Raw genomic sequence first — 17834 nt, 5'->3', positions numbered from 1 at the left:
AGAGGTGATGTTATGAACGAAAAAGCTTTGCTATCTTATTTAACACATACAAATGATTTTATTTGGACTTATATTGTGATTGCTCTGTTACTTGGTGTTGGGGTGTACTTCACATATAGAACACGCTTCCTGCAAGTAAGAATGCTCAAAGAAATGTTGCGTGTCCTGAAGGAAGGAAGAAAAGAAAAAGAGGGAATATCACCGTTCCAAGCATTTGCCATCAGTATGGCAGCACGTGTAGGGACAGGGAATATCACAGGGATTGCTATCGCTATTGCCATTGGCGGCCCTGGCGCAATTTTTTGGATGTGGATCGTAGCCATTATTGGATCTGCCTCAAGTTTCGTTGAAAGTACACTAGCTCAAGTATATAAAGTAAAAGACAAAACAGGCTTCCGCGGTGGACCTGCTTATTACATGGAAAAAGGGTTAAACAAGCGCTGGATGGGGATTTTATTTGCGATCCTGATTACGATTTCTTTTGGAATCGTCTTTAATGCGGTTCAATCAAATACGATCACTGTCGCTTTTAAAAACTCCTTTGGTTTAGACCGTTTAACCGTCGGTATTGTGATGGCTGTCATTTTTGCAGCGATCATTTTCAAAGGAATCCAAGCGATCGCAAAGGCTTCTGAATACATTGTCGTTGTGCTTGCGGTTGCTTATATCGGAATTGCGTTCTTTGTCATTGTCACAAATATCACGGAACTTCCTGGTGTCATCAGCACGATTGTGAAACACGCCTTCGGTTTTGAACAGTTCGCTGGCGGTACGCTAGGCGGTGCCTTATTACAAGGAATTAAACGCGGTCTTTTCTCGAATGAAGCCGGTATGGGTAGTGCACCTAACGCAGCAGCAACAGCTGTCACCAGCCACCCTGTTAAACAAGGATTAATCCAAGCATTCGGCGTGTTAACAGATACGTTAATTATTTGTACAAGCACTGCCTTCCTTGTTCTGTTTTCTGATGCGTATAAAACAACAAACCTGCAAGGAATTGAATTAACGCAGGCTTCTCTTAGTCAGCATATTGGACCATGGGCCTCTGGCTTCCTTGCCATCATGATTTTCCTATTCGCGTTCAGTACATTGATCGGTAACTATTACTATGGGGAAACGAACATTGAATTCCTTGGAGCGAATAAAATTTGGCTGAACATCTATCGAATTGCCGTTATTGGAATGGTTCTGTTCGGTGCGGTTGCCACTGTTCCTCTCGTTTGGGGTCTAGCCGATCTCTTCATGGGACTCATGGTCATCGTCAACCTCATCGCCATTACCATGCTGTCTAAGGTCGCCTTCGCAGCACTGAAGGACTACACGAGACAGAAAAAAGAAGGCAAAGATCCTGTTTTCTATAAAAATGCCGTTCCAAACAATGAGAAAATTGAATGCTGGGACGACGAACCTGCTACATTGAAAAAGAATCAAATCGGATAAATCAAAAAAGCTCTGGTCAACTGATCAGAGCTTTTTTCTTTATGTCAAAAATTCAAGTATAAGTTTGTTGACGACCTCTGGTTTCTCATGATTGATCCAATGAGAAGCATCATCGACAAAGATCAGCTGGCCATTTGGACAGATCTTGATCGTTTCCTTCGCCAGCTTTCTGCTTAAAAATTTGTCCTCCATCCCCCAGATCATGCGAACAGGGACGAGAATTCGTTTGGAAATCGGCTTTTCAAAGCCGCCTTTTTTGATGGCTCGATACCAATTCAGCATTGAGGTCAAGGCGCCTGGCTGCGTCCAAGCGAGCTTGTAGCTTGAGACATCTTCCTTCGTGAACAAATGCGGTCTTGCCGTCAGCCCAATGGCTTCATCCAGCTTTTGAAAGTGATTTTCTTGAAGTGCTGCCTCTGGAACATTCGGAAGCTGAAAAAAAGCGATATAGGAGCTTTTCTTCCACTGCGGCGGATAAAAAGGAAGAACCTTCATCATCACCCGCGGATGCGGCATATTGACAATGATTAATTTCTCGACATATTGAGAACGGGTTGAAGCCAAATGCCAAGCAACAGCTCCGCCCCAGTCATGTCCGCCGACAATCGCCTTTTGGTTCGGGCTCAGCGTCTTGATCAAACCCACAATATCATCTCTCAGTTTATCTAATACGTAGGATTCGACTCCTTCTGGCTTGTCACTTAGATGGTAGCCTCTTTGATCAGGAACAACAACACGATAGCCTGCCTCAGCCAAGGGGATGATTTGATTTTTCCAGCCGTACCAAAACTCAGGAAACCCGTGGAGCAGCACAAGCAGCGGGCCATTTTCCGGTCCAGCCATTGCTGTATGAAGTGTTACACCATTTGTTTGGATTGATTGAAACTCAATTTGTTCCATTCCTTTGCCACCCTTCTCCTTGTCCTTATTCTTCCAACATAGCATATTTTCCATTTTTCAGAAAATAAAAACACTCACAAAAAAACCTTCACACTCGTGAAGGTACAGATTGTTGACAAAGGGCTAAAATGATCTTGAATTTAGCCCTTTGTCTTCTTTTCAGCGTGATAGAAAACCTTTGCAGTCTAGGAAGGGCGAGTACCGGAGCGAATTGGACATTCGTGAGCATCGGAGCGCAGACCTGACACCGAATGCGAGGGTTTGTCTACACGCTGAAACTTCACACTCGTGAAGGTCTTCGTCTATTTCATATAATTCAGCACCCAGATCAACCCATTTTTCCGGTCCTGTACTTGTCCGTGAAGTGCGCCAAAGAAGGTATCCTGTAATTCGACCAGTACATCTCCATCAGCTTCCAGCGCTTCATAGACAGCCTTTAGTTCTTCTTCATTGTCAAACTGCATGATCAATCTGAGATTCTCTGGCTTTGGCGTGCGTCCAAATGTATCTGAAAAATGAAGCAGTGATTCCCCAAGATGCAATTCAGCATGCAGGACACGGTCCTGGTGTTCATTTAAGATCTGAATATCCCCACCAAAAATCCCTTGATAATATTGAAGAGATTCTTTCACATCTTCTACAACAATATAAGGACTAACACTAATCATATCCCTCATCCTCCTCTTGTTCCGTCCATTATCTCTTTTATAGCTTATCCCAAATCGTATGAAAAAAGGCACAAATCGTCAACGGATTTGCACCTTTTTCTCATGAAGATTTCGCTAATTCACTGTGTTTGTTTGAATACGCTGCATACATGACGACACCGATTAACAGCCAAACCCCAAAGTAAAGCCATGTCCGGCCTGGTAAGTTGAGCATAAGGAACAAGCAGCAGCCCATTGATATAATCGGCAAAACCGGCACAAAAGGAACCCTGAAGCCCCTCTCAAGCTGCTGATGTGTCTTTCTCAAAATAAGCACAGATAAACTGACCATGGCAAACGTTAATAACGCACCGATATTCGCTAAGTTGGACAGATCCTTCAAATCAATAAAGCCTGAAATAACAGCTGTCATTCCGCCAATCATCCATATGCTAGCAACAGGCGTATCACTTTTGTTTGTTTTTGAAAACACTTTAGGCAAAAGTCCGTCTCGGCCCATCGCATAGGCAATTCGAGTTGCCGCATAATTATTGGCGAAAATCACAGCCATCAATCCAATGACCGCACCAACAGAAATAATACCAGCCACGCTATTTTGATGTACACTTTGCAGAACATATGACATAGCCTCTGTGACATTCAGCTGTGTATAGTGCACCATGCCTGTCATGACCAAACAAACGACAATGTAAATGATCGTACAAATAAGTAATGAACCTATGATCCCAATTGGCAGGTTCCGCTGCGGATTTTTCACCTCTTCTGCTGAAGCAGAAATTGCATCGAACCCTAAAAAGGCAAAAAACACAGCAGCAGCACCGGCAATGACGCCTTCTGCGCCAAACGGCATAAACGGCTGCCAATTGGATGGCTGTACATAAAAGCCGCCTACTACAATGAAAAGAACAATAATACCGAGTTTCACAAACACCATGATATTATTAAATTTTTTACTTTCCTTCGTTCCTCTAGATAAGATCCACGCAATCAGTAAAGCAATGATAATCGCCGGCAGATTCATATATCCGCCTTGCTCCGGCCCCGCTAAAAATTGATGCGGAATCGAAATTCCAAATCCCTCGAGCAGGCTGTTGAAATAACTCGACCAGCCGCTGGCAACAGCTGAAGCAGTCAGCATATAGACAGACAATAAGGTCCAGCCCATCAAATGGCCTACAAGCTCGCCCATGGTCGTATATGAATAAATGTACGCACTGCCGAATACAGGAAGCGCTGAAGCCATTTCTGCATAACAAAGTGCTGCCAAACTGCACACAATGGCTGCAATCGCAAAGGAGAAAATGACAGCCGGTCCTGCATCTTTAGCCGCTGTAATACCAGTTAACACCATAACCCCTGTACCAATCACTGCCCCTATACCAAGAAGCGTGAGATCGAGCCCGCCCAGCGTTTTCTTTACCTTTTGCTGTCTGCTCTGTTCCAACAAATCGTGAATGTGTTTCTTACGAAGAATATGTCGCAAACCCTTTCCCTCCAAAACGTTAGAAAAACAAAAAATCATTCAAATTTCATTATAGCAGAATAGGTACTAAGCATTCACAACCAATTCACGTAAATCTTTCTTCATGATTTTACCAAGCTTGTTTTTTGGCAGCTCACTGATGAAATGAATGGATGGCACTTTGTAATCTGCCAAACGTTCCTGACAATAGTTCACCACATCTTCTTCGCAGAAATCGGCGGATTCGTCTTTTACGATATATGCACTTGGCACTTCACCATACAATTCGTCCGGCACCCCGATGACAGCTGATTCAATCACACCTGGAATTTGTTCAATGACTTCTTCTACTTGATCAGGATAGATATTATCTCCACCGTATAAAATCACATCTTTGTATCTGCCTGTGATAAATAGAAACCCGTCTTTATCTAGATAGCCTGCATCTCCCATATGGAACCAGCCATCTTTGAGCACCTTCGCAGTAGCATCAGGCTGATGATAATAGCCTAAGAAGTAAAATGGGCTTCTCATGACGACTTCGCCAATTTCTCTAGCTGGCAGTGTTTCCTCAGTCTCAGGATGAACGATTTTCACTTCTACATCTGGATCCACTTTACCAGCAGAGCCCATTTTATCCTCGCCCATCGCAGGGTGCCACGCACTGACAACCCATGCTTCCGTGCTTCCGTAGCCATGCATCATCTGAATGCCTGCTTCTTTGTAGTCCTTAATCAAACGGACCGGCACCTTCGTACCGCCAGAAATCGCAATTTCAAACGATGAAAGGTCATACGAACCGCGTTTCATTTCTTCCAGCATGTACGTATAAGCTGATGGGAAAGCCATCATGAACGTTATTCTTTCTTTTTCGATCGTTTCTAAAATGCGCTTCGGTGTTGCATCATGTAAGAAAACTAGCGTATACCCCTCAATGGCAGCGGCGATCAGATGATTAATTGAACTCATATGATAGAGAGGGTGACTCGCCAAGTACCGTTTCCCTTTCAAGTCAAATCCTCGATTCCCGCGTCTTGTTAAAAATTGATAGATTCGTCCATGTCCGACCATACAGCCTTTTGGATTCCCCGTTGTCCCAGAGGTAAATAAGATCATCGCTAGATCCTCTTCTGTTACCTCTTCCGCAAGATCACTGCCATCATTTGAAGCCAATATGTCTTCAAACAGCTGCGTTGTTTTCGCATTTACACCAGATTCCACCATGAGACAGTTGTCTAAAGACACATTCACCGCAGCAATCATGTCACGGAATTCTCGGTCAAAAAATAAAGCCTTTGGCTCTGCTTTTTTCAAAATACCTTCCAGCTCAAACGAAGTAAGCTGCCAGCTAAGCGGAACTGCGACTGCACCTGCTTTAATGGCTGCCAGCATAATCGTTGAAAAGTGATGATGGTTTTGACAAATAAAGCAAACGCGGTCACCTTTTCGAATTCCTTTTTGATGTAAGTAATGAGCAAGCTGGTCGATGCGTTTTGCATATTCTTCAAATGTATAAGACACCCCTCCGCCAGTTACCGCCTCAATTTGTGAAGAGCGTTCCATTCTGTCGTTGAGTAATGCCTGTAAAGTATTCAATATCTTCATCTCCAAACGTTTGATTTCCAATAGCCAATTTCCAGCGAATTGGGTTGGCAGATTTTATCTCATTCACATTCTAAAATAAAAACAGCTGAAAGTAAAATCATTTCATTTTGGAATTGTTCTTTATATTAATTGATAATATAGGTAATTTTATAGCCGTCTTCCATTTTGGTTTAAATCATGTTGATTATTATGATAAGATAGACCTAGTAATTGATCGGAAAATGCGAATGCAATAGGAAAAGAGGTATGGAGAATGCAACATTTCGAGCTAGAGGCAAGTTTGTTAGACCATGCACTGACAAAGTATTTAAAAGCGACGAAACAAATAGATGAAGAAAATATTCCGAAAAACGTCACGAATGTTAAAGGGTTTATTTTACGTATCATCTACCGCCATCAATCATGTACTGTGAAAAATATTCTGCAGGAAGTTTCATTATCTCCCTCTGCAACAACAACCGCTCTCAATCACTTAGAAGACGAAGGGCTGATCATCCGCTCTCGAAATAATAATGACCGCCGTACTGTGTGGATTGAACTCTCTGAATCGGGTGAACAAATTGCTAAACAAATGATCGACAATCGCCAGCTACTTGTGAATCAATTGTTCAACCACCTTTCAGAGGAAGATAAAAAAACATTTTTTGAATTAATCGAAAAAATGATGGACGAGCACACATTAAAGGCTTAGGAATATTCCTAAGCCTTCTTTTTTTATGGCTTTAAAACGACCTTTATACAATCATCCTGTTTGTCATTGAAGATGTGGTACGCATGAGCAGCTTCATCTAATGGCAATTTGTGAGTAATAATCGCTCTAGGATCAATTTCACCGCTTGTCACTTTTTGATAGAGCTTTGACATGTATCCTCTCGCCGGGGCTTGGCCCATTTTCAGGGTGACGTTTCTTGCGAAAAAAGCGCCTAATGGAAACATGTTGTACAGGCCGCCGTACACACCCGTCATCTGCACTGTTCCACATTTGCGAACGGCTTTTGTGGCAATTTGAATGGGTCCGATCGTTCCGCCTTGCAGCTTGAGTTTTTGCTCAATTTTTTCAAGCGGCGACTTCTTTCCGTCCATTCCCACACAATCAATCACAACATCGGCTCCGCCCTTGGTGAGCTCCTTTAACGTTTCTCCCATGTCGGGATCTTCTGTAAAATCAAAGACCTCCACGCCGCTCATTCGTTTTGCATGCCGCAGGCGGTAATCAATGTAATCGACAGCAATCACACGTTCTGCCCCTTTTTGCCAAGCAAATTGCTGCGCCATTAACCCAACAGGACCACAGCCTAGCACGATGACCGTATCGCCTTTTTTCACACCTGCGTGCTCTACGCTCCAATAGGCGGTTGGCAGGACATCTGATAAGAAGAGCAATTGTTCATCCTCCAGCTCACAATCCTCTGGAATCTTAAACGGGGAGTAGTTGCCAAAAGGTACACGTAAATACTCTGCCTGTCCTCCGGGATAGTTCCCATATTTCTCACTATAGCCAAAAAGCCCACCCGAATCGTAGTGCGGGTTTGAGTTGTCACATTGGCTTTCTAAGTGATGATCGCAATATTGGCATTTACCACATGCAACTGTAAATGGAATGACGACACGGTCTCCCTTTTTTACGGCTGTGACATCCGGGCCAACTTCCTCCACAATCCCCATTGGTTCATGCCCAATTACATAGCCGATTGGAAGCGGGAAATTCCCCTGATACAAATGTAAATCTGATCCACAAATTGCTGTTGATGTAATACGTATGATCACATCTTCCCGATCTTGAATCGACGGTGCATTTACTTTCTTCACTGCAATGCTATTTTTCCCTTGATAAGTAACAGCTCTCACATGCACTTCCTCCTTTAGCTCAAATCATCTTTACATAGCTTCACCTTGAATGAATGGTTCATTCATCAAATGAGCAATTTATGTGGAGGTGGCAAAAAACAAAAAAAGCCTGTCGATTGTTTCGACAGACTCATGATGTTGTGTAACGCGTTACACAGTTAATCTTTTTCGACAAAAAACAAATCATATTGAGTTGAAGTCTCCCGATCGAACATGAAGTTCCCTTCTTGAATAAAATAAGGACATATACTTGGGCTTGGAGATTCTTCAAACTGTTCATACACCTGCTCAATTTCTCCTGGAAGCAGCAAAACCAACATTTTATTTGAATGAGACACAAATTCATAAGAGTGAATCGTATCCGGCGGGATATAGGCAAAGTCACCCGGCATCAAGCAAATATCCTCTCCGTTCAAATGAAGGTTCATCTTCCCTTCAACACAATAGATTGCTTCTGTATGAACTTGATGATAATGCGGCGGGAAATATTTCTCCTTCGCTCCTTCAACCACAAAATGACTGAATCCGCCTCCTGTTGTTTCTACTGTTGCAATCAGCTCATGAATCTGGCCATCAATGATGTATTGCTTCCCTTCACCAGCCTCTAATACATAAGGCTGTACCTCGTGAGGAAGCTGACTATGAAATAAAACGGAGGGCCTCGTTGTATTAGACAGTTCTCTGATTCCATGCATCAGGATGATATCGCTTTCTTTTTCAGCCTGCTGAAAACTGGCTGCATCAAAAGCATGATGAGTCATAGACCATTCATTCTGAAAAAGCCTCTTTCCAATTTGCTGATAGACATCTGTCATTTTTCCGCCCAGCGTATATGAAATAAATCTTGTTTTATGACTATGCATTCTGTAGCCATGAATCGTTTTGGGCGGGATATGAATATAATCAAAGGCTGTGGCCATGTATTTTTTACCGTCCAGCATCACTTCAAGCTTTCCTTCCAGCACAAAAATAGTTTCAAATAAGTGCTCATGACAGTGCAGCGGGAAATAAGCTCCTTTCCCCCCTGTGATTAAGGCAAGCTCAAACAGCTGATTCGTTTGATTTGCTTCTGCCAGCATATGAACAAGCTGATTCTCCAGCCCATACAGCTTTCCGGAACCAGACACGGTATAAAAAGAGGTACCTTCGGATTGCTTCATCGATTGCGGTTGCTCCGACATCCCATCACTCCTCGTGACAAATTGACTATCTATATTATATAGACCAATTGATATAATAGATAGACAATATGCGAGAGATTTTACTCATCTCGCATAAATATATGTCTAAGGTAACTTTTTACGTGTTCTAAAGGGGTCGTTTGTTTGAGTGCAGTGGTCATCGATAAACCCCCGATGACCATTGAGTGAAGGAGAGAAGCCAGCTCATCCGCTTTGTTTTCTTCATACCCGCTGTTCATTAGCTTTTCTTTTACAAGCTCCTGCCAGCGGATCATTTCTTGTTTGCATGCAGCATGAAGCTGCGCGTTTTCAGGCTTGGACTCTGCCGCCAGCAAGACAATTGGAATCCCTCTTTCACTTTCTTTCTCCATAAATCCTCGAATGATCTTTGTCATAAAACGATCGATGGCGATATATGGGTCATCCGAATAGGCAAAGCCTTCTTCAATTTGATTAATGACCTTTTGACTAATGTGTTCAACAGATGCAATAGCCAGCTCTTCTTTTCCATTTGGAAAGTAATAATAAAGAGAGCCTTTAGGTGTGCCGCTCACTCTGATAATTTGATTCAATCCTGTCGCATGGTATCCCTGTTTACGTAAAAGAAGTGCTGCCGTTTGAATGATTTTGTCCTTCGTACTCACGTGTGACACTCTTTTCCCTCCATAGACCAAAGTCGCTGATCATGCGTTATCGATTTAATTGACTAGTTCCTTTCCAAATCGAGGATGTCTCCATTTCCGCCGCAAGCCTGAGCAGCCAGTCCTCTTTTCCTTTAGGTGCTGTCACCTGTACCCCTAAAGGCATGCCCGCGCTAGTCAGATGAACAGGAACACTCATTGATGGCTGACCTGTTAAGTTGGCAAGCTGTGTAAATGGGGTGTAGGTCAAGCTCTTGAGGAACATGTCATAAATAAGATCCTGCTGTGCTTGCATTGAAAGGGATGACACACGTAAAAGTGCGGCTGTTTCCTGATCTGAATGCATAAGCTCACCTACCTTTGGAGCTGAATAGGCAGTAGCTGGTGTCACATAGAGATCGTAGGTTTGATGAAATGATGCCATTTGTGCAGCAGCCCGATCCCACGCATCAAGACTTTCTGTATAAGCAGCAGCGGTCACATTCTTGCCAGCCTCCGCCAGCACCCATGCCACGATGTCCGTTTCCTCCGGCTTTACTGGACGCCCTAACGAACGAGCCAAGGAAGTGAATAACGCAGACATTTCTCCGCTGTTCATCACGTAATATTGCTGCATGAGATGAACCCCATCAATTTCTGGCTTGGCTTCTTCTACTTGATGACCCTGCTCACTCAACCATTTCACTGTCTGCTGAACCGCCCGCTTCGCCTCCTCACTGACCTTCGTGCCAACTGGAGATTCTACGCTGTAAGCAATTCGCATAGAAGATGTACGTTTCGCCAGATCCTCTTGGTAACTGCCATCGTATAACGGAGTTTGGAAAGCAGCTTCAGGTTGAATGACTTGAAGTAGATCAAGAAGGGCTGCACTGTCCCGTACTGTTTTTGTGAGTGTAAAGTCGATGGAAGCCCCTTGCCACTGCCTTCCTGCACCTGGGCCTACCGGCGTTCTTCCCCGCGTGGGCTTAAGGCCGAACAAACCGGTAAAGGATGCTGGGATCCGGATGGAACCACCGCCATCACTTGCTCCGCCAGCAGGTACAATGCCGCTTGCAACAGCTGCTGCTGTCCCGCCGCTTGAGCCGCCCGGAGAATAGTCCGTATTCCAAGGATTTCTCGTTGGACCATGTAAAGCAGGCTCTGTCACATTTCTTAAACCGAATTCCGGTGTATTTGTATGTCCAATCATGAGAAAACCAGCCTGCTTCAACCGATCAACAAAGTGCGAATCCGAATTTGCTTTTACATCCTTTAACAGCAAAGCTCCTGCTGTCAGCGGTTCATTTTTAATCCCTTGCGATATATTTTTCAGCACAAACGGAACACCAGCAAATGGCTGATACTCATGTAACTCCTTGATGTCTTTTAAAACTTGTTCTTGTCTCGTCCGTATCACAGCGTTTAGTTCTGGATTGACCTCATTCAATCTATCAAATGCAGCCTGCATAAGCTCCTCGGGCTTTACCTGCTTATTCTGCACAAGTGCTGCCAAGCCAGCCGCATCATACGTCATATACTCTTTTACGTTCATCAGCATGTCCTTCTTTCTCTTATCATGATGTCTCTATTGTCTACTAGAATTCTATGAATTTCAATTTCAGGTTACTTGTAAAAATAACTTTCTGAACAAGACGACAATTCTACTATCCCATCCCTCTGCTTTCTTCGATATAATAGAGAAAAAAGACCGAGGTCATCGGATGAGAGGAGCCACGCATTGAAAAAGAAATTACTTATCGTCATTGCGTTTCTTCTTGCGTTGACAACTGCTTTGCCCTTCCATTCGCAGGCAGCTGCACCGCCAAAAGAAACAGATGTCATCATCGTCTATAAAAATCAAAAAGGAAAACAAACAGCGATTGAGGAAAGTGAGAAAGTGAACGCACAGTACATACATCTTCCCGCTGTCGCTGTGACAGCAGATGAACAAGCGGTCACCTCACTCAAAAAAGACCCAAACATCGCTTACGTCTCAAAAAACGTAAAGGTTAAACTCGCGGCTTCTACTGTGAAGAAAACAGCCGCTGCTACTAATCAGGATGCATTGGTACAAAAATCTTACAATCTGCAAAAACTAAATATCAAGCAAGCAATTAAAGAAGGCGTCACTGGTAAAAATGTAAAAGTAGCCGTATTAGATACTGGCATTTTCTCACACGAGGATTTAAAGGTATCAGGCGGTAAATCATTCGTGAACTACACATCCTCTTATAAAGATGATGAAGGACATGGCACACATGTCGCCGGCACGATTGGTGCGCTTAATAACGATTATGGAACAGTCGGCGTTGCTTCTGGTGTGAAGCTGTATGCTGTGAAAGTGTTAGATAAAAAGGGAGAAGGCGACCTGTATAGTCTGCTTCGAGGCATCGATTGGGCGATTACCAACAAGATGGACATTATTAATTTAAGTTTAGGCTTTGAAGACAATATCCCCATCTTGCGTTCAGCAGTAGATGAAGCCTATAAAAAAGGACTGCTCGTGGTTGCTGCAAGCGGAAATGATGGAAAAAAGAATCATATTAGCTACCCTGCCGCTTACAATAGTGTCATTGCCGTTTCTGCAACGACTGACAAAGACAAACTTGCGTCTATCTCGAATACAGGGAAAGGGATTGAATTTTCTGCCCCTGGCGAGAACGTCATCAGCACTTATTTAAAAAATGAATATTGGTATGCAACGGGGACATCACAAGCTGCACCGCATGTCACAGGAATGCTGGCACTGTTAAAACAGCTTCATCCGAAGAAAACAAATGCACAGCTTCGCACTTTATTGCGCAGCTATACAGTGGATCTTGGTGCAAAAGGGAAGGATCCGCAATTCGGCTATGGCCGCGTGCAATATGTGCCGCAATCCACCTTTTTAAAGGCTGCGGCAAGTGCTGTCAAAAAAGCCGAAACATCTAAAAAGCAGGCAGATGTCAATCAAGCCAAAACGAGAATTGGCCGGCTCACTGCAAGCAAGCAAAAAACAGCACTCACAGAACGGGTGAAGAAAGTCCAAGCAGCCATTGATATCCGCTCGGCACGTGCAAAGGTCAAAGCAGCCGAAAAGAACAAAACACAGAGCGCTATTAAAAGTGCTCAAACGGCCATCAAAAAACTAAACAAAGGCAAAGAAAAAACAAGCCTGCAAAACCGGCTTGACAAAGTAAAAAAACAAGTCGCTTATCAAAAGAAAGTGACAGATGCTAAACAAAAGGTCAAAAAAGCGGAATCCAAACGAACAAAGAAAACAAAAGCAGCGGCTCAAAGCGCTGTCAAACAGCTAAAAGCCTCCAAAACAAAAACCAATTTACAAAAACGATTAAACCGTATTAAGGTCTAACAGAAAAAAACGATTCCTTTCAGCGAGGAATCGTTTTTTCTATCTCAACATCGGCTCAAACAAGCTGTGATGATATTTCCCTTCGGCATCTGCCCTCACTTGATCGAGAATGCTTTCTAACGAAGCCGTCACGCCTTCTAATGCCCGCCGTACTGCGCCGTTCTCAAAATCCGCTAAACTCTCCGGCAATTCATCTTCATCCAGTACATAGACTTCACCAGTCGGAAGAACGAGAAGATCAATAATGAGGTCTTCAAACATGACCAGCTGCCCGTTGAACTGTGTATCTCCCACCATATTCAAATAAGATCCTAGTTCCTTTCCTTGATCATCTCTCCAGAAATATATGTTATAAGGACGATCCTTCCAATAATAGGCGGTCGTATAGCTCCCTTTTGGAATGGTCAGAAAACCAGCACCTGCCCTCATCGTAAATGGGTCTTCAATCTTGTGAAACAGCACAGCCTGCTGTCCCTGTGCATCTAACAGCTGACAGGTATGTTCCACAACTTTCTGATCGTATTTGATTTTTCTCTCGATGACTTCATCCCAACGATTCGCATGCAGCGAAAACAACATGTCACAACTCCCTCTAAACATCTCGTTTCTTTCCAGTATACACCGATTTTTTCTGAAGAAATAAAGGATTGCCTCATTTACTTATGGAAGCCCTATGATAAGGTGAAAGAAATGAACGGAATCACGGTTCTTGAAAACTTTACACAGCTTGGACAAATCATCCTCATGATTTGCGGCTATGTCCTTTATTGGCAGCTGGTGAAAACGAAGAGAGAACGAAAGCTGTCTCCTGACGAGCGCATGTTAAAATTCTTTGTCATGTTCGGTTTCATCTCGTGGGTGGTATCCTATTGGGCGCTGGCACTGTGGGCGTAAATTGAAAAAAGGAAGAGCTTCCCGTGCAGGACTTGCTCTTCCTTTTATTACGCGTGATTTGATGAACCTGCCGGCTGTTCTTTCTTGATCACATATTGATAGCTCTTGACATGTGTACCATTTTGGTTCACAAATTCTTTATCAAGCGCACGCTCAAAGCCCATTCGTTCATATAAGCGAATGGCGGCCTGCATTTTATCAGATGTATGAAGATACAGGACATTTTCGCCCCATGATTGCGTCAGTTCAATACTTTTACGTAGCAATGACTCTGCAATGCCTTTTCCCCTCACATCGGGATCTACTCCTAAAAACCGGACGATGGCTGATGTAATGCCCATTTCGGGTTTATCATACGCTTGCTCTGATGAGCGGAACATTTGAAGCGTCCCTACGACTTTGCCGCCAAGCTCCGCCACAAGCATCAGCTCCATGTTCGGATTATCTACAGCTGCTGCAAGCGCGGCAGAATAATTTTGCCAGCCTTCCTCTGTAAATTGAGGCTCATACTGTGCATAGGATTTGATCAGAACGCGTGTGATAGCCTCATGATCTTCTTTGACTGCTTGACGAATGATCAGCTCTTGCTGCTTCATGTCAGCACCTCCTGCTCTCTATTAATGGATATACGTATCATGCAATCACTGCATGCGATCACCTTACTCTTTTCTCTACTCATTCAATGTAAAGAGTCTCATTCGAAAGATCAATCATTTTGCACGAAATCATCTTTGAAAAATTTTCATTGAAAAGGAACGCTTGATTCATTATGCTGTGTTGAGGAAGTATACGAGGAGTGTTGTCATCATATGAGTTCTTTATCTTATCCCCAAAAATCGAAAAAAAATCGATTTCTCCTTGCCGCATTGCTCGGATCTTTAACCGCCCTTGCTCCGCTGGCAATGGATATGTATTTACCTGCTTTACCTAATATCGCCCGTGACTTTGAAGCAAGCACGGCGTTGTCTCAATTAAGTCTGATGGCTTGTCTCATTGGACTGGCGCTTGGCCAGCTGATTGCAGGTCCGATCAGCGATACGATCGGCAGACGAAAACCGCTGATGATTGGGTTGATCATCTTTATTGCGGCATCCCTTCTTTGTACAGTGGTCACATCGATTTGGACGTTCATTCTTCTTAGATTGATTCAAGGACTTGCTGGATCAGCAGGCATTGTCATTGCACGAGCCATCGTACGAGATCATTATGAAGGATCAGAAATGACGAAATTCTTTGCATTGCTGATGTTAGTCAACGGGGTTGCTCCGGCAGCGGCACCTATCGTGGGCGGACAAATGTTACGGTTCACGACGTGGCAGGGTGTGTTTGTTCTTCTAGGAATCCTCGGAGCGCTAATGCTCCTAAGATCAATGTTTTCATTGAAAGAAAGCTTACCTGCGGAACGCAGACAGACTGGGGGCTTCAAACAGATCCTAGGTGCGATGAAAATTCTAGCGAGCGATCGTCTCTTTGTTGGATATGCCCTATCACAAGGTCTTGTTTTCGCAGCGATGTTTGCCTATATTTCTGGTTCACCGTTTGTGCTTCAAGATATTTTCAACCTTTCTCCACAAGGATTTAGTGCGGCCTTTGCGGTAAATAGTCTTGGGATCATCACGGCTGGACAAGTATTTGCCCGAGTTGCTGCGAAAATTGGTGAAGAGAAAGTCCTTCGCATTGGATTGCTGACAGCTGCATTAGGGGGAGTCACTTTATTTTTCATGATCTCAATTGATGCAGGATTGTACGGTATTCTGATTCCGCTGTTTTTTGTTGTCTCAAGCGTTGGAATTGTCGGCACCTCTGCCCCGTCTCTTGCGATGCAGCATCACGGAGCGCATGCAGGAAGTGCAGCTGCACTGATCGGTGTGGCGCAAATGCTGCTAGGCGCCTGCATGACACCTCTTGTCGGACTAGCCGGAAGCCAAACAGCCTTTCCAATGGGTCTGATCATTATGCTTTGTGATCTAGGCGCACTTTGCTGTTATTTCTTCTTTGTGGCCCGAGCGAAAAAAAGACCCGCATAAGCGGGTTTCAGACTGTTGACAAAGGGCTAAAATGATCTTGATTTTAGCTCTTTGTCTTCTTTTCAGCGTGATAGAAAACCTTTGCAGCCCTAGGAAGGACAAGCATCGGAGCGGAGCGAATTTGACATTCGTGAGCACCGGAGCGCAGAACTGACAAAGAATGCGAAACACTATATATCATATACGGATACTGAGTTTCTACTGGCAAATCAATAGCTATCTCGCTAATTTAGGTCTCAATTTAAAATTGCGTCTGAAGAAAGAATATAGCGAGTTTTGATCTCCATTTTGCAGCTGTGAAGTTTAAAAGTCTCCTTTTACTTCTCTTTAAAGAAATATCATGGTATTTAACGATACACCCTAACATGTCTAAGTACTTCATAAATATGTCTTTTTTTACATCGCTCTTTCTCTTTCCACAACTCTTCTGAATCATTACAAATTATATTCCCCACATAATTTTTGTAACCTCTACACCTTTTACTAGTGATTTAGAATTATTCTCTTAAAAGCAAATACTATTAATAATGTCGATTGTACGGACAATAATTAGGTGTTATTACTCATTTTTGCAAAAATACCAAATAAGGAAGGTAAATATAATATTTACATATAAATAGTTAAATGCAACAAAAATATTAAATAGGAGGCAATTTTTATGTCTAAGAAGAAAAAATCATTCTTGCAATTAATATTGATTTTTTCCCTGATTTGTTTTAGTTTTTCTTCAACTGCAGGGATTTCTGCGAAAGAAGGTGATTCTTCAATTGTTCCAATCAAGGGAGATGCTGCCACTGAAATGGTCAATATAGCGCTTGATACTATAGAGAACGGGGAAGTTAAAGCTGTAGCACCTGTAGATACATACGGATTGAAAAAATCCAGTGTTTATAAAGTGGGTGGTGGAGTTACAGCTGTTACAGTTCCTATAAATGGAGATTACAGCCTTCCTAGTAATATCACTCTTTTCATTGATGAGGATCATACCGTCTTACAGGCAAATGAAATGTTGGTGACAAAGAATGATAAGGGTAATTTCAAGGTTGAGACTTATGTGGATGGTTCTCTTGTAAAGTCAGTTGATACTGAGCTATCTTATATGTCAGATGAAGAATTACTTGCAGAAAATCCTCCTGAAATTCAAACACAGGGCGTAAAAGCAAAAGCAGCTTGCATTGCATCAGTGCTTGGAATTGGTAGTGGTGCGGCTTATTTAATTGCGGTTGGTTGTGCTGGTTCATGTGCAGCTCCAACGCCGGTTACTGCTCCAATATGTGCAGCATGTATTGGCGCATATGCAGTTCTTGGAGCTGGTGGGATGGGTGCAGTAGTTGCTTGTTTCAAATTGTGAGTCTGAGGGTGTTTCTATGAATAAATTATTAGCGATGTCAATATTAGGATTAGGAATTAGTGGTGCGGCTTTAGTTCTCTCGGTCTCTTTGTTATTCAAAGACCCAAACGAAAACTTTGTGCTGATGTTTGCTGCTGGTTCAGCTGGCGCATTCACAGTTTTCACTGTCTCATCCCTAGTTCTTCGAAAACGTTTGAATCACTTAAGTGATAAAAAGTAAATCCTCTCTAAGGGATAAATATACCTTTATAAAAACAGCCAGTTGTCGAAAATCTTTCGATGTCAGGCTGTTTAGTTTCAATTGAATTCAGGTATTGTACAGGGACCTGTATTTCAATAACATTTTTACAATAAAAAAGACACAAGAGGGATCATTCAACGGTAACACATTATCCTACCTCCCCCTTCTCTTTTAAAGTTTTTTGCTTTCTTATATCATGTTCACCGGGTCAAATGGTCATATTAAAGCATACTGTCCAAGATAGA

Annotated in this window: 17 protein-coding genes; 7 read left to right on the top strand and 10 right to left on the bottom strand. The window is 43.0% G+C overall.

Annotated features, from left to right (window positions below):
* Positions 1 to 12: 12 nt before the first annotated feature.
* On the top strand, positions 13 to 1440 hold the full coding sequence (locus tag BA81_RS14520; RefSeq protein WP_034283182.1) for an alanine/glycine:cation symporter family protein: 1428 nt from the start codon (positions 13 to 15) through the stop codon (positions 1438 to 1440).
* Between the two features lie 39 nt (positions 1441 to 1479).
* Here BA81_RS14520 and BA81_RS14515 read toward each other — a convergent pair whose 3' ends face one another.
* The 4 genes from BA81_RS14515 to BA81_RS14500 form a co-directional block, all read right to left on the bottom strand.
* On the bottom strand, positions 1480 to 2340 hold the full coding sequence (locus tag BA81_RS14515) for an alpha/beta fold hydrolase (RefSeq protein ID WP_034283180.1): 861 nt from the start codon (positions 2338 to 2340) through the stop codon (positions 1480 to 1482).
* A gap of 302 nt (positions 2341 to 2642) precedes the next feature.
* A complete protein-coding gene (locus BA81_RS14510; protein ID WP_025092526.1) occupies positions 2643 to 3008 on the bottom strand; it encodes a VOC family protein in 366 nt (121 codons plus the stop codon).
* Between the two features lie 100 nt (positions 3009 to 3108).
* A complete protein-coding gene (locus BA81_RS14505) occupies positions 3109 to 4491 on the bottom strand; it encodes an amino acid permease (protein WP_034283178.1) in 1383 nt (460 codons plus the stop codon).
* A 66-nt stretch (positions 4492 to 4557) separates the two neighbouring features.
* Positions 4558 to 6066, bottom strand: coding sequence for a class I adenylate-forming enzyme family protein (locus tag BA81_RS14500; protein WP_034283175.1), 1509 nt, complete (start codon positions 6064 to 6066; stop codon positions 4558 to 4560).
* A gap of 262 nt (positions 6067 to 6328) precedes the next feature.
* Between BA81_RS14500 and BA81_RS14495 the strand changes: the two genes are divergently transcribed.
* Complete coding sequence (locus BA81_RS14495) at positions 6329 to 6766, top strand: MarR family winged helix-turn-helix transcriptional regulator (RefSeq protein WP_012008812.1); 438 nt, start codon at positions 6329 to 6331, stop codon at positions 6764 to 6766.
* Between the two features lie 23 nt (positions 6767 to 6789).
* Here the strand turns inward: BA81_RS14495 and BA81_RS14490 are convergent, their stop codons facing one another.
* From BA81_RS14490 to BA81_RS14475, 4 genes are all read right to left on the bottom strand, one after another.
* The gene (locus tag BA81_RS14490; RefSeq protein WP_034283171.1) at positions 6790 to 7923 is read right to left on the bottom strand and encodes a zinc-dependent alcohol dehydrogenase; all 1134 of its coding nucleotides are present in this window, start codon (positions 7921 to 7923) and stop codon (positions 6790 to 6792) included.
* Positions 7924 to 8081: 158 nt separating this feature from the next.
* Positions 8082 to 9104: a quercetin 2,3-dioxygenase gene (locus BA81_RS14485; RefSeq protein ID WP_034283168.1), complete on the bottom strand. Its 1023-nt coding sequence runs from the start codon at positions 9102 to 9104 to the stop codon at positions 8082 to 8084.
* Positions 9105 to 9184: 80 nt separating this feature from the next.
* Positions 9185 to 9757, bottom strand: a complete 573-nt coding sequence (locus tag BA81_RS14480) for a TetR/AcrR family transcriptional regulator (protein WP_227001695.1) — start codon at positions 9755 to 9757, stop codon at positions 9185 to 9187.
* 37 nt (positions 9758 to 9794) lie between these two features.
* On the bottom strand, positions 9795 to 11276 hold the full coding sequence (locus BA81_RS14475; protein WP_034283336.1) for an amidase: 1482 nt from the start codon (positions 11274 to 11276) through the stop codon (positions 9795 to 9797).
* 186 nt (positions 11277 to 11462) lie between these two features.
* Here BA81_RS14475 and BA81_RS14470 point away from each other — a divergent pair, with 186 nt between their 5' ends.
* Positions 11463 to 13076: a S8 family peptidase gene (locus BA81_RS14470; protein ID WP_034283165.1), complete on the top strand. Its 1614-nt coding sequence runs from the start codon at positions 11463 to 11465 to the stop codon at positions 13074 to 13076.
* Between the two features lie 39 nt (positions 13077 to 13115).
* Here BA81_RS14470 and BA81_RS14465 read toward each other — a convergent pair whose 3' ends face one another.
* Complete coding sequence (locus BA81_RS14465; protein WP_169737559.1) at positions 13116 to 13655, bottom strand: ribonuclease FAU-1 family protein; 540 nt, start codon at positions 13653 to 13655, stop codon at positions 13116 to 13118.
* Positions 13656 to 13766: 111 nt separating this feature from the next.
* Here BA81_RS14465 and BA81_RS14460 point away from each other — a divergent pair, with 111 nt between their 5' ends.
* A complete protein-coding gene (locus tag BA81_RS14460) occupies positions 13767 to 13970 on the top strand; it encodes a hypothetical protein (protein ID WP_034283163.1) in 204 nt (67 codons plus the stop codon).
* A gap of 47 nt (positions 13971 to 14017) precedes the next feature.
* On the opposite strand, the gene BA81_RS14455 is transcribed toward BA81_RS14460, so the two are convergent.
* Positions 14018 to 14566, bottom strand: a complete 549-nt coding sequence (locus BA81_RS14455; RefSeq protein WP_034283161.1) for a GNAT family N-acetyltransferase — start codon at positions 14564 to 14566, stop codon at positions 14018 to 14020.
* 213 nt (positions 14567 to 14779) lie between these two features.
* Between BA81_RS14455 and BA81_RS14450 the strand changes: the two genes are divergently transcribed.
* The 3 genes from BA81_RS14450 (at position 14780) to BA81_RS14435 (ending at position 17568) form a co-directional block, all read left to right on the top strand.
* A complete protein-coding gene (locus BA81_RS14450) occupies positions 14780 to 15997 on the top strand; it encodes a multidrug effflux MFS transporter (RefSeq protein ID WP_034283159.1) in 1218 nt (405 codons plus the stop codon).
* A gap of 658 nt (positions 15998 to 16655) precedes the next feature.
* Positions 16656 to 17348, top strand: coding sequence for a hypothetical protein (locus BA81_RS19865; protein WP_211253651.1), 693 nt, complete (start codon positions 16656 to 16658; stop codon positions 17346 to 17348).
* Positions 17349 to 17364: 16 nt separating this feature from the next.
* On the top strand, positions 17365 to 17568 hold the full coding sequence (locus BA81_RS14435; RefSeq protein ID WP_034283153.1) for a hypothetical protein: 204 nt from the start codon (positions 17365 to 17367) through the stop codon (positions 17566 to 17568).
* The last annotated feature ends 266 nt before the right edge of the window (positions 17569 to 17834 follow it).

Source organism: Bacillus safensis FO-36b (assembly GCF_000691165.1).
Lineage (GTDB): Bacteria > Bacillota > Bacilli > Bacillales > Bacillaceae > Bacillus > Bacillus safensis.
This window is presented reverse-complemented; position numbering and strand designations above follow the sequence as displayed.

Excerpts from the sequence above, each read along its gene's own strand:
- BA81_RS14520 (WP_034283182.1), top strand. The coding sequence starts at position 13 with ATGAACGAAAAAGCTTTGCTATCTTATTTAACACATACAAATGATTTT.
- BA81_RS14515 (WP_034283180.1), bottom strand. The coding sequence starts at position 2,340 with ATGGAACAAATTGAGTTTCAATCAATCCAAACAAATGGTGTAACACTT.
- BA81_RS14510 (WP_025092526.1), bottom strand. The coding sequence starts at position 3,008 with ATGATTAGTGTTAGTCCTTATATTGTTGTAGAAGATGTGAAAGAATCT.
- BA81_RS14495 (WP_012008812.1), top strand. The coding sequence starts at position 6,329 with ATGCAACATTTCGAGCTAGAGGCAAGTTTGTTAGACCATGCACTGACA.
- BA81_RS14485 (WP_034283168.1), bottom strand. The coding sequence starts at position 9,104 with ATGTCGGAGCAACCGCAATCGATGAAGCAATCCGAAGGTACCTCTTTT.
- BA81_RS14475 (WP_034283336.1), bottom strand. The coding sequence starts at position 11,276 with ATGAACGTAAAAGAGTATATGACGTATGATGCGGCTGGCTTGGCAGCA.
- BA81_RS14465 (WP_169737559.1), bottom strand. The coding sequence starts at position 13,655 with ATGTTGTTTTCGCTGCATGCGAATCGTTGGGATGAAGTCATCGAGAGA.
- BA81_RS14460 (WP_034283163.1), top strand. The coding sequence starts at position 13,767 with ATGAACGGAATCACGGTTCTTGAAAACTTTACACAGCTTGGACAAATC.
- BA81_RS14455 (WP_034283161.1), bottom strand. The coding sequence starts at position 14,566 with ATGAAGCAGCAAGAGCTGATCATTCGTCAAGCAGTCAAAGAAGATCAT.
- BA81_RS14450 (WP_034283159.1), top strand. The coding sequence starts at position 14,780 with ATGAGTTCTTTATCTTATCCCCAAAAATCGAAAAAAAATCGATTTCTC.
- BA81_RS19865 (WP_211253651.1), top strand. The coding sequence starts at position 16,656 with ATGTCTAAGAAGAAAAAATCATTCTTGCAATTAATATTGATTTTTTCC.
- BA81_RS14435 (WP_034283153.1), top strand. The coding sequence starts at position 17,365 with ATGAATAAATTATTAGCGATGTCAATATTAGGATTAGGAATTAGTGGT.